Raw genomic sequence first — 14,349 nt, 5'->3', positions numbered from 1 at the left:
TTATTTGTCTACTTCAATGACGGCAGGTTCTACATCATCTTGAGATTGAGCTAACCAAGCCACAAACAATCGATGGGTTACAGCCAGTACAACTGCGCCAACAAACAAACCGACAATGCCTGACATTGCCATCCCACCAATAGCACCCAATAAAATAACCAACATTGGAATATCGGTACCGCGCCCCATTAACATAGGTTTTAATACCGCATCACTGGCACTCACTAATACACACCACACGGTAAATATACCTGCGACCAAGGTGCTGTCAGTGGTCCATGCAAAAATCAGTGCTGGAATTAACGCTAAAATAGGTGGCAATTGAATAATGGCCACAATCAATACTGCTAACATCCACAAGCCGGCAAAAGGAATATCGGCAAAATAAAGACCAATACCTGCCATAATTGACTGAATAACTGCAACCCCGATGACCCCTTGCACTACACTGCGCACAGTAGCAACGGAGAGTTGAGTAAACTGAGTGCCATATTCTCCGGCTAAACGAACGGCTATTTGCTGAAATGATTTTTCACAGGCTTGTGCATTGGTCATAAACACGCCAGCAATCAGCAATGAAATAACAAACTGTAAAACACTACCACCCACACTACCTATAGCCGAAGCGACAGTGCCGAGCACATCCTTAATTTGCTCAGAATATTCAAGTAAAGTATTGGTTAAATTTAGAGAGAACCCCAATAAAGCGGCGTACAATTTCTCACCCACAACAGGCCACGATTTAATACTTTCCGACGGCGCTTTAAGTTGCAGTGTTCCCTCTTGTACCTGCTGATAAATATTCCCAGCGGTATCAAATAAGCTGTCACCAATTAAATACGTAGGAAGAATCAACAACGCCACTGCCGATAACGAAAGCAGCCAACTTGACTTACCTTGGGACAGTCCCGTTTTACTTTCAATCGTTTTAACCACCGGAAATAACGCGGTTGCGATGATCGCCCCCCAAACCACCAAAAGCGCAAAAGGCTTTAGGATCTGAAAACACCAAAATAACAGCAGTCCAACAATCACAATCTTGATAAAAGCATCAATAGCTTGTTTAGAAAAATCTTGCGAAGAGTTCATAAAAAGTCCTTGTAATACAATCTTCTAACAATAGTTTAGATGCTTTTTTCAATAAGTTAGAAAAATGACAAACTATTTGAAGTTAATGGACAATAAATGAGCACAGAAATGAATTTAGAGGTTGAGCAGATAAAAAAGAGAGCACTATTTTAGCGCAATGAGGGATATGCGGGTGCTCTCGTATTTGATAGGAAGTAAAGAATAGAGGTTAAGTGCGATATAGCACTTTCACCACATGCCAGCCGAATTTAGTTTTGACCAGGTGAGGTACTAAAGTCTCTCCGGTAAAGCAAATTTTATCGAATTGAGGGACCATTTGACCCTTTTTAAATTCGCCTAAATCCCCGCCTTTCTTAGATGATGGGCAATTAGAATATTTGCGTGCAAGAGTTTGAAACTTTGCACCTTTCTTTAATTGCTTGATGATGTCTTCAGCTTGGTCTTTATGCTTAACCAAAATGTGTAATGCGTGCGCAGTGCGAGCCATGATGTTATCTCTACAGAGTCTATTTAGGCGCATTATACAAAATATTATGCCTTTTGTGCGCCGATATACCACTGACTTAAATTTAAGCGTCACACAGGGAATAAAGTAATGGTTAAAACGCTTTAAGCAAACCTGAATGATACTGCTTAATATCCAGAGATAAACCAAAGGCAGTGACCCAATCATCAAGTTGCGCTTGAGCTTTATTTAGGCTACTCATCGTGATCGTATTATCGTCAAGTTCCCATAACTGCTTAGAGCCCGTATAACTAAACTGTAAAGCAAGCATGGCATTTACATCCCCTATTTGAGCTTGAGAAAGAAGCTTTCGATTCTTTCTATGTATCAGGTTCAGTGCATGTTTCAACTCCCACACATAAACGACTTCTGTCATTTTCGGGTGTGATCTTAGTTTATTTAATGCTAACACCAACAAAATCGCACTCACAATAACCCCTAATAAGTTCCAGTAAAAATGAGAGCCTGTCTCAGATGGAAATAGGTAAATGAGTGTTTGAGAAATTGCCAAACTAAAAATCGCCAAACTGGCAATACAAGCGACAATAACAATGTTCAAACGCGACCGGTATAATTGTTTGTTGATACTTTTTAATTGCATTAATCATCCACTTTTGAAAACAGTTTGGTGAGTTGGCTGTGTCACGGATAAACATTATAAAGTGGTGTGCATAATTGTACTATAGCGAGGTGTGTGTCCTTTCACATAGTTGAGAAGTCAGCATACTAATGAGGTGTCTGTCCTTTCAAATTGTTTGCGACAATTCGGTGTGTGTCCTTTTAAGCTTGTCTTTTTAAAGACTATGCTTAATAGACAAGTGCCTGTCCTCTTAAATATTGACCTCTGTTATCTGGCGCCGAATTGTGAATCAGCGCATAAACTTTCTAGTTGGCTAATTTCACCACAGATAAACCCAATAAGCGTTCAAGTTCACTTTTACTATCATCACCAAATCTGGCTTTTACTGCTAAAAATAAGCTATCAATGCCTTTTCGAGTAAACTCCTGAGCGCCATCAAAAATCGTGACGTGATGAAACATAAGACGAAGAATGGCTAAAAACTTAGGTGCTTCAAGTGAAGATACCCAACTTTTGGTAAAGGCTTTTAAACCTGATTCAAACTCCAAATAGTTTGAAAGCAAATCAACTATTGCTCCATCTAATGCATTGGTAAAATCTGTTTTTTTAGGAAAATGATGACTAATACCAGTACGAGACACTCCTGTCGCCTGGCTTAATGTGGTGTATGACATCTTGTCATAACCTATTGTAAGTAGCTGTTCGACAACCACATCCATAATTTTCTTTATTGTGATTTCCGTATCTTCTTTGCTGCGCTTTGGCATCGCACCGCCCCATATAAGTCGTATACATTGGTTTTGCCTCATACTCATACAGACACTAAACAGATTCAACGGATGAGCTTCTATCTTGACAATCAAATGACAAAATGACATTTAGCAAACACTTGCTTTAAATTAATGTTTAAAACTTGCAGAAATATTTGTAGATGAAGCGCGCATTGCTATGTACACTGAAACAAATTGTTATAGGAGATTGGCTATGTCAAAGCTAGAAAAAGAACCAGAAGTATGTGAAGCATGTGGTGTTGCAGGCGAAATGGGCTTTGTAATTAACGTAGGCCAAGAAGTTGCGGAAGTGTCATTATTCGCATCAACCAAAGAAGCGGTTGAAACTGAATTTGCGAAGTACTTAGAACTGGCTAAACAAGTTAATGAAGCGGTTATTAGCGAAGTAGAAATCGTTGAAAAAGAGCAGTTTGAGCTTCATGCTAAACTTAAATTTGAAGTAAGTGCTGAAAAACTTATCTTTGATCTTAAGAGTCGTTCACTTTCTCGATAGTCTCTATATCTTGAATAAAAAAAGGTTGAACTAAGTTCAACCTTTTTTATATCTCAATATGTAAACAAACTCACTTATGCCACTTTCATTGAGCTGTCTTTGGATAAGTTTCTTACTGGATTAGCATATCCATCGATTAAATACTGCCTAGCACCTTCATCCAACTGCGCAAGCTTAGCTTCAAACTTATCTCGAGTGTCTTGATCAATTTCGCTATTAGCTTCGTCACCAGAAGCCAATAGGTTGATTGGAAACAGCTTATAATGATCATGTATTTGACGATCTATCTCGGCGGCTAGTTCATCTGGGTTATCAATATCACCATCGATGACATCGCCAAAACTCACATTAATCTTGCCCTTATAACCTGTGATACCAGTGACAATACTATCAATATCTTCAAATTCAGATTTTTGATATTCGCCTTTTGTTGCTTTCTGATGTAATTCGTTTGCCTTAGCAATATCACACGGATCAATCTCGTAAGAAATAGCCACTGGAACAATTTTGATAGATCTTACGTAGTCTGCAAAAGACATTTTACGCTTACGCCCTTCTAGCTGAATCATTTTAATGATTGCCGGATCGGTAAAGTCGTTACCATCTTTAGCTCGTCCCTCTTTTTGAGCAATCCAAATAGAGTTGCCCGTCTCTAAAGAGTGCTTAATGTAAGAAGACAGCAGACCTAAAGTCTTGAGCATCTCTCGAGGGCCTTTCGCTGAACGCTTAACAATAAAACTTTTATTGATCTTCATTAGCTCAGTCGCACAAGGCTTACTTAGTAAGTTATCTCCAATCGCAATACGTACTGTTTTATGGTTTGTATTATGTAATCCATAATTGACCAATGCAGGATCCATAGCAATATCGCGATGATTTGAAATGAACAAGTAAGGCGTCTTCTGATCAAGCTTATCAAGACCGGTAACAGTCACATTATCGGTAGTTGCATCTAGCGCTTTTTGTAAATACTTCTCAACTTCAATCTGTACGGAATCTATCGAATTGAGTTTGCCCCAACGATTCTTCAGATACATTTTAACTAATGGTGACATCAGTGTTTGAAACCATTTAGCATGATTGGTGAATTTGTAGTTCAAAATTGCAGAAATAAATTCTTCATCATCAATCAAGCGACGGATCGCTGGAGCGATCTCTTCATCGTTATAAGGTCTAATTTCTTGGTAAATATCATTATCAGTAGACATATTCATCATCATTTTCTAAAAATCATGCCGATTTTACGCGCTTATTGCACAATTTACAGCTAGTTAGAGCACTAAATTGTAAGGTCAGACCATATATAAGACATAGTTGCCTATTTTATTATGCGATTAGTATTGGCAGTGCACATCATAACGCGCTAACCTATTCAAAATACCGCTAAATACTTGCAGAACCTTGCTATGCATTACGCTATACAATTTAAAGACCAACAATTTGATTACCTATCAACAACCTCTCGAAAGCCTACGCTTAAACATCAGCTGATCTATTTGGTTGATGGTTTGGTGACCGTTCGTTTGGGTAAAAATGAATATGCACTCGGCAAAGGTGATGTTTTTTGGGTGCCTGCAAACTGTTTATCTGCATTAAGCTACTTCCCTAACACTCACTGTAAAGTAATCGAAGCATCTCAACGCCTCACCCAACCTTTTGCCAATAAAGCGGGTTACGTTAAAGTAAGTTCACTAATGAACATCCTATTTGAGAAATTATCTCATGTTTCAGATCTATCTGAGCATCAGCAAATATTACTCAGTGCAATGCAATATGAACTGCTAGATATTCAGCCTAATTTGCAAATCACATCATTAAGCCGAAAATTGAGCCAGTGGGAAACCTCTAGCAAAGAGTTATCAATAGAATATCAAATGGTAATGCGCGTAAAAGAAGCTGAGAAACTGAGACTCTCGGGCATAAAAGAAAGTGAAATTGCTAAAAAACTATTTTCAGGTAGTGAGCCTAGTTATCAGGCTACTAAAAGGGCTATTTTGGGGGAGTAATGCCAACAGCCGTTCGCGTTGGGAATAAAGCTGAGTGTTTATTACTTAAAATGGCACTTCAAATTGTACGTGGAAGACATCTTCAAATCGTTCATGCCATTGGTAGTCAAGCCTAACTCTAGGTTGATCTTTTTCACCAATACCCACGCTAAATTGAACACCATGGGTTTTGACCCAATCTTCATAGGAAAGTTCGTCGTCATTTGAGGTCATTTCATAGGGGCGAAACAGACCAACGCCAAAGAAACTATCTTCAACTCGCTGTGTTAAAAGAGGATCATCAACATTTTTTAACATCCAATCAGACCAGTAGCCTAAAGTTGTCGTTGACTCTTCTTTTATATGAGCAGAGATCAATAGTTCATCCACTAACTCATCGACCGTATCCAATAGATCTTCACAAAGTTCAAGCGTAGACTCAACAAAAATAACAGAGCGACTAGGATCACGATCTGACACGCAGGCTTCAGCCCCACCTGCCATAAAAGTGCCACATACTAGTGCTACCGTTGTATTAAGTCTTGCCACTGCGCTATAAACCCTTCGTAATCAAATATTATCTGTCATGATAATGTTAAATAATGCGATATAAGTGCTTGTTTTGCAATATTTTGACTACGGATTTTGTGGTTAGACTATTAATTTCTTGACCCTGTGCAAGTTTTTCACGTATTTCAGTACTACGAATAGCGACGGTTTCTGGGCATGCGAGCACATTCCAACGTTTCATTATCTTTTCAGCATTATAGAACTTGGCAAAATTAAACAAATTATCCGGTCCCATTACAAATGTTAATTCTGAACTTGGGTATTCCGCCTGTATTTCCTCTAATACCTGATAAGTTGTCACTCCTGTATCTAATTTTTCCACTCTCTCTTCGATACGTGAAAGTGACACATTATTGCAGGGAATATCATCAACAAATGCTTCAATCATGCTGCAACGTAAAGAGTAATCTAACATCTCTTTACCCCACGCATGCGCAATACTAGGCACAAGCAGTACTTGGTCAAAGTGAGCTAATCGTTCAATAACACTAAGGTGGCCATAGCTTGGCGGGTTAAAAGCGCTACCGAATATTGCAATTTTTTTCATTGTTCAGGATCTCTAATAATGTATAAAATTGAGCAAACTGGAAATTTGCAATATGATACCAAAATTGCCTTCGAATATTTAGGACATTCAACTCATGGAAAATGAAATTCGCCAAGAAATGCGTGTACAACCAAGCATTGATGTAGACTTTGAAATTACACGACGTATCGACTTTATAAAACAAAAACTACGTGAGTCTGGCTGCAAATCAGTCGTCCTTGGCATTAGTGGAGGCGTGGATTCAACGACTTGTGGACGCTTAGCACAACTTGCCGTTGAACAACTTAGCCAAGAATCCGGTGACAATTATCAGTTTATCGCTGTTCGTCTTCCTTATGGTGAGCAAAAAGATGAAGATGAAGCTCAGCTTGCTCTGTCTTTCATTAAACCAACCCACTCTGTCTCAGTAAATATCGCTGCAGGTGTTGATGGACTGCATGCGGCAACGGGAACGGCTTTGCAAGATACTGGTTTACTACCTAAATCTGATGAGAAGATAGATTTTGTCAAAGGCAACGTCAAAGCAAGAGCCCGTATGGTCGCTCAATACCAAATAGCAGGTTATGTTGGCGGGTTAGTTCTTGGTACGGATCATTCAGCTGAGAATATCACTGGCTTCTACACCAAATTTGGTGATGGTGCCTGTGACTTGGCACCTTTATTCGGGCTCAGCAAGCGCCAGGTACGTCAATTAGCAAAAACTTTGGGTGCTCCAGAGCAACTGGTTGTAAAAGTGCCTACCGCCGATCTAGAAGAACTTGACCCACAAAAAGCAGATGAAGATGCCCTAAGCGTCACCTATGATGATATCGACAACTTCCTAGAAGGTAAGCCATTACCAGAAGAAGCCAAACAAACCATCATTGCTATCTATAAACGCACTCAACATAAACGCGCCCCTATCCCTACAATCTACGATTAACAACCAGTACGCAGTTGGTATTGGCCGTAAATGCCAACTGCGATTTGTTCAAAGGACACACACCTCAAATATCATGTGACGCTGCTTTACCGCTGTTTACAGGACACACACTTTAAAATCAGCTTAATATAATCATCACACCATCAAGTTTCATGAATTATCGGCCAATTAGTCTTATTTTCCGTATGATTTATTATCTTTGATAGTGATCTTTAGTCAATTAACGGCTAGATCTACTTACTATCATTTCTAGATAATTGTGACTATTCCGATGACAACTGCACGAAAACAGCTTGTTTCTATTGATGCTACCCCCTACTACCACTGCGTTTCTCGCTGTGTAAGACAGAGCTATCTTTGTGGACATAATCATGAAACACACGTTAGTTATGATCATAGAAAGCAGTGGGTTGAAGATAAAATGAAGAGCCTTACCGCCACATATTGTCTAAGCATATGTGCCTACGCCATTATGAGTAACCATTACCATGTGGTTGTATATATCAATAAAAACAAAGCATTAAACTTATCTCCACTTGAAGTCGTTGAACGATGGGCCATAAATCATAAGCTTCCTTTACTAATAAAACGATGGCTAAAAAACGAACTAACCAATCAGCTAGAAGAAAATAAATGCCATGAAATTATTCAGATATGGAGAAAAAGACTTTGGAATCTAAGCTGGTTCATGAAAGAGCTCAACTTTGATATTGCATATAGAGCAAATTTAGAAGATAAATGTAAAGGACACTTTTGGGAAAGTCGATTTAAGAGCCAAGCATTACTCGATGACAAAGCTCTACTTGCTGCAATGGCCTACGTTGATCTGAACCCTATTAGAGCCGGAGTCGCTAAAACACCTGAAACCTCTGATTTTACATCATTTAAAACCAGACTAGATACTTTACAAAACAATAGATACGCGCCTAAATCCCTCTTACCGTTTGAAGATGATTTGAATGAACATTCAAATTCAAAGATACCCTTTAAGTTTGCCGATTATATTGAACTGATTGACTGGACTGCTCGTGAATTTAGACAAGGCAAAGTATCGCTATCTAATGATGTACCACCAATACTAAACCGGTTAACTTTAAAGCAAAACCGATGGCTTAAAGCTTGTAACGAACTAGAAAATTCACGATTTACCGCTATAGGAAATTTGCGCCAAGCAAATCATGCGAAAAAATTACTAGGAAAGTCCAAAATAAGCGTATATCAAATCGAATGATATAATAAATACCCCATATCTCAGCATATCAAACCACCATAAAGCCTGAAATATAGATTTCCCTTCATCAACCAAAATATCGTTCTACTACACTTCCCTCTTAGTCACCACCTAAACAATAATTTTAAACAGATCATATATTGTCCGGAAATTATCGAGCACTTTACTGAACGAAGAAATAAGGTGTGTGTCCTTTGTTTTTCTATTCAAAGAAATAGGTGTGTGTCCTTTGTTTCTTTGTTTTTCTATTTAAAGCAAAAAAGGGTTAAGCTCAAATGAGCTTAACCCTTTAAAGTATAAATCTTAAAGTTAATCGCTAACTTTGTGAGATCTTAAATACCTAGAGCTTGACCACCACCGATCTGAAGTGTTTCAGCAGTGATGAATGAAGCATCTTTGCTAACTAGGAATGAAATTGCTGATGCAACTTCTTCTGGTTGGCCTAGACGACCAAGCATGATGCTGTTTGCCCAAGAAGCGAATACTTCAGGCTTAGTTGCTTTAATTTGTGCGTGGAACGGAGTATCGATAGTACCAGGTGATACAGCGTTAACACGAATGTTAGCTGGTGCAAGCTCTTTTGCTAGTGCACGAGTCAAAGTGTGTACTGCTGCTTTTGAAGTACCGTAGATACCAGCACCAGGGCCACCTGCATTCCAAGCTGCATTTGAAGTGAAGTTGATGATTGACGCATTGTCAGACTTCTTCAAGAATGGAATTGCAGCGCGAGATACAAAGAATGCGCTATCAAGGTTAAGAGCCATTACTTTACGGAAGAAATCAGTTTCCATACCTTCGATTGGGCTACGACCACCTAGGCCACCAGCGTTGTTCACAACAACATCGATTTGACCGAATTTCTCACCAATAGTATTGATGTTAGCTGTTACCGCATGCTCATCAGTTACGTCAAAACCGTAGTATTCAGCTTCGATACCTGCTTCTTTCAGTTCAGCGATACGCTCAGCGCCTTTATCATCTTCGATGCCGTTAAGTACAACAGTATAACCATCTTGACCAAGACGTTTCGCAACTTGGAAACCGATACCGCCAGTTGCGCCTGAAATAAATGCTACTTTCTTAGACATATTGATGCTCTCTTTATTTAAATTTAGCTTTCACTAAAAGGAAATATTTGTTTAATAATCGGAACTTAATACCGAACTCTAACAAATAACCCTCTAGCGCCTCGCCAAATTGTAATACAATAAGCTTTTTTTTGAAATAGTCAGTTTGGTATCTATCCTGTCTAGCTCACAAAATGACATTGGTTAGTCACCAATAGAACACACAACAATCTGAGTTTCCGTTCAAGTGACTGTCCTGTGAGAAAGATACTGATGAGGTGCCTGTCCTTTAAAGAGAAACGGTCTTAAAGATCTCATACTCAGAACTCATTGCCTTCTATCATCTCCAACGTAGATTTTTTTAATCAACGATACGACTATCTCACCAGGCAAAGGGGTAAGCTCACTTGAATCTCCAACCATATGAATACGGTTCGTTGTGCTCACAATAAACAACGTTTGAATTAAGGTATCTTTATACTGTGTAAGGTAGTGTTGATATGTGAAATTTTCGCTCAATTTAGTATGCTTAATTTCGGCACCTTGATTGGTCAAACTGGCGAGTTTTTTAAAGCTCTGCTTTCCTGCAAATAACACCTGACCAAACGAGGCTTTATCGACTTTATGCTTATGGTCGTTATTACCTTTTAAATCCTTTAAACAAAATACTCTATGATCACCAAAATCTGACAAATACTGCATACACACCATAATATTGAAGTGCTTATCTGGACTCAGTGCGACTACGTGACCAATACCAATTAAATTTAAATACTCATCGGCATGACTCGATGTAGGATTGCCGTAATAAAACTCAAGCCCAGACATTTTTGCTTGGCTGATGTAGTCCCAGTTAGAATCAGTAACAACAACTCGCAGATTGTATTTTGACAGCGCTTGAGCAATCAGTCTTGCTACATCATTAGCACCAATAATTAGAAATCCGCGAGGAGCAGGTTCTGCCACCTTCAACCATTTTGCGATAGGTTTAGCAGAGATACTTTGCAATACCACTGTGCCAATAATTACCATAAAAACAAGTGGAACCAGCAACTTAGCATCTTCAGCACCAAATGCTTCCAGCTTTATCGCAAACAAGGCAGATATAGAAGCGGCAACGATGCCTCTTGGCGCTACCCACGCCAAAAACACTTTTTCTTTCAGTTTTAAACTGCTACGCAACGTAGCAATAAAGATAGAAAACGGACGTGATATAAGCTGAATCACAACAAATAAAACGGCGGCACTCCAACCCAAAGCACGAAAATCATCCAAGTCTATTCGTGCTGCCAGAATAATAAATAATCCGGTAATAAACATCACAGTTAAATGTTCTTTGAAGTGCAAAATATGTTGAATATTCACCTCTTTAGCGTTGGCTAACCACATTCCCATGATCGTCACTGTCAGCAAACCCGACTCTGATTCGAGATAGTTGGAACCTGCAAATACAGCGAGGACAATCGTTAATACAGCAAATGGTTGTAGATATTCTGGTAACCATCGACGCCTCAGTATTTCAGCCACTAAGACCCCTGCCACAATACCGATACCAAAACCAATCAGCAAAATTAAGCCAAATACTTCAATACTTTGTGATGAACTGCTTGAAATAATAAACTCGTAAATCATCACCACAAACAATGCACCTAACGGATCAATAATGATCCCCTCCCAGCGCAGTATATTTGATAAACGAATACTCGGTCTTACCGTACGAAGAATAGGAACAATAACCGTCGGACCTGTGACTACAGTCAAACTGCCAAATAGACAGGCCAACGTCCAATCAAATCCAAGTAAGTAATACGCGGCAGCACTCGTCAATGCCCAAGATATCAGCGCACCGATTGTCACAATGCTCCAAACCGTATTACTAACCCCTTTAATTTCAGAAAATTTAAGCGTTAAGCTGCCTTCAAATAGAATGACCGCAACCGCTAGTGAAACAAACGCAAAAAGATGATCACCTAAGATCTCTTGAGGTTGTAGCCAACCTAGAATTGGCCCAGTTAAAATACCAGCCAACAATAAAAATAGGATTGCAGGCAATTTTAAACGCCATGCTAACCATTGACAGCCTAAGCCCACAATTCCTACCGCAGCAATGCCCAGTGCAGCCCAATCTTCGTGCATAGCGTTCCAATCTATTTATGATGACCTGTAAACACCTTAGTAGATTATTCAATCACTTGTGACACTTTGTCCGAAGGATCTTTTGCTATCGATGCACAATCGTAAGCGACACTGTGCACCAATGTAGTGTTTTTGCATTCACACTGAACTTAAGTAATGGAGTGAGTAATTTTAAACAACTTTAAAAACAGTCACTTAACTTTTGGCACCATAGTTGCTTGTTATTAATATGCTTCTATATCAAGGATGTAATTATGGACATTTCAAGCAGTATGTTTTTAGCTCAAGGAACGGGCTTTGATAAACAATGTAAGGTGCTATCACCAACAACCCAATCTCAACAAGCATCACAAGCAATTTACTGTGCATTAGAAATTATTGATGCAATTCGCTGCCATCGTTCTTATCTTTATAAAGAACTAACCAATCAACAGCTAAGATTAGGTGAACTTAGCGCTATAAAACGTAGAATCAAAACCCTCAGCCTTGAACTATCCAATCATCCTAGCTTGGGCAGTAGTACAGAGCGACGGATACTTACTCTTCGTTTACAACAACTCGTGCTAAAAAAACAAAGATCGTCATTTACAAAACAGTTAGTCGTTCATGGGCAGGTAATACGTTTATTATTTTTTTGCTGTGATTGCGCGATGTTGCGAATGGCCAAAGGAAACAAGCTTGCTGTATCTACCTATATTGAGCAATGGCAAACACTGAGTGATGTGATTGATGCACTAACACAATATAGGGTCAGTATAGGTTTTTTAATCCAACGAGATGGTCACAATCCAAAGCTACTACTTGGACGAGCAATTAGTTTATTAAACAAGGTACGAAGGTTTAATCAACAAAAAATAACCACTTCTCACTCTTTTAACCAAATCATAATGCGCTTGAACACAACCATGGATGCTATGAAAGTTGGTTCGTATGTACCTGGCTATTGGTTATATGATGAAACCAATAACTTATCTCGAGAGCTAATTAAACTTTATCGACAAATAATCTTACAACAAATGAATAGGTGCACGATCAGCCAAGACAATGATATTGCATAAAAAATCATCGTTATTTATTTAGGTGGCGACTGCTCAGCTGTAGTAGCTCAGCCAATGCAGTTACCGCCTTATAACTCATAATTTAATATTCAATAATCGAGTGGCAACCCAACCATGATATCCATAAATACGAATATAGGACCAACTTCCTTTCTGCTTTAAAACGTCCACCTTACCACCACGTTTTATCTGGAAAATAACCTGTCCCTGCATCGAAGGTTTATTTCTTACATTGCCTTTATCTACCTCAACAATTGCACTACTCGTCACCACTGATGAATGTTGACTATCAAAGGCATAAGAATCATTGCTAGTTAGATACGCTGATGAAACCCAGCCTTGTTTTTCATTAACGGAAATATATGACCAACCTGATTTTTGCCTCAACACATTGACTAATGAAAGGTGTGAAATTTTAAACGTAATTTGAGAGTGAATCGAAGGAGTGACTCTTACATTAAGATTTTGAGCAGTAACCTGAGCAAAGCTCCCACTTTTCGCTTGTATTGAAGTAGAATCCACTTTGCTAGAGCTTGGCAAGCTATCTTGCGTCACTTTAGACTGCAACTTATCAGATTCATGTTTTGCATTTATTACTCCCGCTACCGCCCCACCTACAATCGCAATACTCATAAGAACAATCGTCGTCAAATTTCTACGTTTAGGATTGACAAAAATTCTTGATTGGCGAGGATGCTCAGCACTATCAATACTCACCACATTTTGCTTATCTTTCTTATCATAAATAAAATGATCAATGCTGATCAATATTGCAGAAATAACATAATATGCAGCTTTAAATACCCAAATCGTCATGGTGATTAAAGCCGTTATCAGACCTTGTAGCACATAGGCAAAGATATATAAAAGGGCAATAATCTGTAGAGCATTCAACAAACTATCAAAAAAGCCAGATTCATCACAATCGCTCATATCAATCCAATTCAAGATAAACAGCCCACATTATAGTCATCCACCGCACATATTAATTATCATATTACGCCATATGTTGACGTTTTTATCTCCTAGCAAAATCAAATAAATTTTTGAAAGGACAGACACCTTAACGGGACAGGCACTTACAATATTCCTCTTTAAATATTGTAAGTACCGTAAAAGGACAGACGCTTAAAAATTTTATACATAGTTAAGAGGACAGTCACTTCAAATAAATGGCCTTAACTCCCTATCGCTTCCTTTAGACCCTGCCGTTGTCCAGCAACGCCCTTGCCTGCTTCGCTGGGCAAACAAAAAAGCGAGTAACAAAAGTTACTCGCTTTCAAACGCCTTAAATATACATTGCAACGGCTTCAATTCGACGAAAATCAAAACAGTCAAATAGACAGCGAAACTATGTAATTACATAGCTAGTTAA

15 protein-coding genes are annotated in these 14,349 nt (G+C 38.8%); 5 read left to right on the top strand and 10 right to left on the bottom strand.

From position 1 onward, the window contains the following. The 4 genes from A9260_RS14620 to A9260_RS14605 all read right to left on the bottom strand — a co-directional run bounded on the left by A9260_RS14620 (nt 1) and on the right by A9260_RS14605 (nt 2,941). Nucleotides 1-1,089: an AI-2E family transporter gene (locus A9260_RS14620; RefSeq protein ID WP_068700205.1), complete on the bottom strand. Its 1,089-nt coding sequence runs from the start codon at nt 1,087-1,089 to the stop codon at nt 1-3. A 208-nt stretch (nt 1,090-1,297) separates the two neighbouring features. After that, nucleotides 1,298-1,576: a peptidylprolyl isomerase gene (locus A9260_RS14615; RefSeq protein ID WP_068700203.1), complete on the bottom strand. Its 279-nt coding sequence runs from the start codon at nt 1,574-1,576 to the stop codon at nt 1,298-1,300. A 112-nt stretch (nt 1,577-1,688) separates the two neighbouring features. Further along, the gene (locus A9260_RS14610) at nt 1,689-2,195 is read right to left on the bottom strand and encodes a DUF3087 domain-containing protein (protein WP_068700201.1); all 507 of its coding nucleotides are present in this window, start codon (nt 2,193-2,195) and stop codon (nt 1,689-1,691) included. Between the two features lie 284 nt (nt 2,196-2,479). Then, entirely contained in the window at nt 2,480-2,941 is a 462-nt protein-coding gene (locus A9260_RS14605) for a TetR family transcriptional regulator (RefSeq protein WP_068700199.1), read from the bottom strand. Between the two features lie 217 nt (nt 2,942-3,158). On the opposite strand from A9260_RS14605, the gene A9260_RS14600 reads away from it, so the two are divergent. Beyond that, the gene (locus tag A9260_RS14600; RefSeq protein WP_068700196.1) at nt 3,159-3,458 is read left to right on the top strand and encodes a DUF406 family protein; all 300 of its coding nucleotides are present in this window, start codon (nt 3,159-3,161) and stop codon (nt 3,456-3,458) included. Between the two features lie 74 nt (nt 3,459-3,532). Here A9260_RS14600 and A9260_RS14595 read toward each other — a convergent pair whose 3' ends face one another. Continuing rightward, nucleotides 3,533-4,666, bottom strand: a complete 1,134-nt coding sequence (locus A9260_RS14595; RefSeq protein ID WP_068700395.1) for a 1-acyl-sn-glycerol-3-phosphate acyltransferase — start codon at nt 4,664-4,666, stop codon at nt 3,533-3,535. 198 nt (nt 4,667-4,864) lie between these two features. Between A9260_RS14595 and A9260_RS14590 the strand changes: the two genes are divergently transcribed. After that, on the top strand, nt 4,865-5,464 hold the full coding sequence (locus tag A9260_RS14590) for a cupin domain-containing protein (protein WP_156684068.1): 600 nt from the start codon (nt 4,865-4,867) through the stop codon (nt 5,462-5,464). A gap of 45 nt (nt 5,465-5,509) precedes the next feature. On the opposite strand, the gene A9260_RS14585 is transcribed toward A9260_RS14590, so the two are convergent. Both A9260_RS14585 and A9260_RS14580 read right to left on the bottom strand, forming a co-directional pair. Then, entirely contained in the window at nt 5,510-5,992 is a 483-nt protein-coding gene (locus tag A9260_RS14585) for a hypothetical protein (protein WP_231892605.1), read from the bottom strand. A gap of 46 nt (nt 5,993-6,038) precedes the next feature. Next, nucleotides 6,039-6,560: a nicotinate-nicotinamide nucleotide adenylyltransferase gene (locus A9260_RS14580; protein WP_068700190.1), complete on the bottom strand. Its 522-nt coding sequence runs from the start codon at nt 6,558-6,560 to the stop codon at nt 6,039-6,041. A 94-nt stretch (nt 6,561-6,654) separates the two neighbouring features. On the opposite strand from A9260_RS14580, the gene nadE reads away from it, so the two are divergent. Both nadE and A9260_RS14570 read left to right on the top strand, forming a co-directional pair. Next, complete coding sequence (gene nadE, locus A9260_RS14575; RefSeq protein ID WP_068700188.1) at nt 6,655-7,482, top strand: ammonia-dependent NAD(+) synthetase; 828 nt, start codon at nt 6,655-6,657, stop codon at nt 7,480-7,482. A gap of 271 nt (nt 7,483-7,753) precedes the next feature. Beyond that, nucleotides 7,754-8,713 carry a transposase gene (locus A9260_RS14570; RefSeq protein ID WP_197485293.1) on the top strand — a complete coding sequence of 320 codons (960 nt, stop codon included), beginning with the start codon at nt 7,754-7,756 and terminating at the stop codon, nt 8,711-8,713. Between the two features lie 332 nt (nt 8,714-9,045). Here A9260_RS14570 and A9260_RS14565 read toward each other — a convergent pair whose 3' ends face one another. After that, nucleotides 9,046-9,801 carry an SDR family NAD(P)-dependent oxidoreductase gene (locus tag A9260_RS14565; RefSeq protein ID WP_068700186.1) on the bottom strand — a complete coding sequence of 252 codons (756 nt, stop codon included), beginning with the start codon at nt 9,799-9,801 and terminating at the stop codon, nt 9,046-9,048. A gap of 306 nt (nt 9,802-10,107) precedes the next feature. Continuing rightward, nucleotides 10,108-11,916 (bottom strand): cation:proton antiporter, encoded by a 1,809-nt coding sequence (locus tag A9260_RS14560; RefSeq protein ID WP_068700185.1) that lies wholly within the window; start codon nt 11,914-11,916, stop codon nt 10,108-10,110. Between the two features lie 254 nt (nt 11,917-12,170). On the opposite strand from A9260_RS14560, the gene A9260_RS14555 reads away from it, so the two are divergent. Then, on the top strand, nt 12,171-12,974 hold the full coding sequence (locus tag A9260_RS14555; RefSeq protein WP_068700183.1) for a hypothetical protein: 804 nt from the start codon (nt 12,171-12,173) through the stop codon (nt 12,972-12,974). Between the two features lie 75 nt (nt 12,975-13,049). Here A9260_RS14555 and A9260_RS14550 read toward each other — a convergent pair whose 3' ends face one another. After that, nucleotides 13,050-13,922, bottom strand: a complete 873-nt coding sequence (locus tag A9260_RS14550; RefSeq protein ID WP_156684088.1) for an SH3 domain-containing protein — start codon at nt 13,920-13,922, stop codon at nt 13,050-13,052. Nucleotides 13,923-14,349: the final 427 nt, after the last annotated feature.

This window comes from Vibrio sp. UCD-FRSSP16_30 (assembly GCF_001676025.1).
Lineage (GTDB): Bacteria > Pseudomonadota > Gammaproteobacteria > Enterobacterales > Vibrionaceae > Vibrio.
This window is presented reverse-complemented; position numbering and strand designations above follow the sequence as displayed.

Bases quoted from the DNA above. Each gene is read 5' to 3' on its own strand.
- A9260_RS14620 (WP_068700205.1), bottom strand. From the start codon at position 1,089: ATGAACTCTTCGCAAGATTTTTCTAAACAAGCTATTGATGCTTTTATC.
- A9260_RS14615 (WP_068700203.1), bottom strand. From the start codon at position 1,576: ATGGCTCGCACTGCGCACGCATTACACATTTTGGTTAAGCATAAAGAC.
- A9260_RS14610 (WP_068700201.1), bottom strand. From the start codon at position 2,195: ATGCAATTAAAAAGTATCAACAAACAATTATACCGGTCGCGTTTGAAC.
- A9260_RS14605 (WP_068700199.1), bottom strand. From the start codon at position 2,941: ATGCCAAAGCGCAGCAAAGAAGATACGGAAATCACAATAAAGAAAATT.
- A9260_RS14600 (WP_068700196.1), top strand. From the start codon at position 3,159: ATGTCAAAGCTAGAAAAAGAACCAGAAGTATGTGAAGCATGTGGTGTT.
- A9260_RS14595 (WP_068700395.1), bottom strand. From the start codon at position 4,666: ATGTCTACTGATAATGATATTTACCAAGAAATTAGACCTTATAACGAT.
- A9260_RS14590 (WP_156684068.1), top strand. From the start codon at position 4,865: ATGCATTACGCTATACAATTTAAAGACCAACAATTTGATTACCTATCA.
- A9260_RS14580 (WP_068700190.1), bottom strand. From the start codon at position 6,560: ATGAAAAAAATTGCAATATTCGGTAGCGCTTTTAACCCGCCAAGCTAT.
- nadE (WP_068700188.1), top strand. From the start codon at position 6,655: ATGGAAAATGAAATTCGCCAAGAAATGCGTGTACAACCAAGCATTGAT.
- A9260_RS14570 (WP_197485293.1), top strand. From the start codon at position 7,754: ATGACAACTGCACGAAAACAGCTTGTTTCTATTGATGCTACCCCCTAC.
- A9260_RS14565 (WP_068700186.1), bottom strand. From the start codon at position 9,801: ATGTCTAAGAAAGTAGCATTTATTTCAGGCGCAACTGGCGGTATCGGT.
- A9260_RS14560 (WP_068700185.1), bottom strand. From the start codon at position 11,916: ATGCACGAAGATTGGGCTGCACTGGGCATTGCTGCGGTAGGAATTGTG.
- A9260_RS14555 (WP_068700183.1), top strand. From the start codon at position 12,171: ATGGACATTTCAAGCAGTATGTTTTTAGCTCAAGGAACGGGCTTTGAT.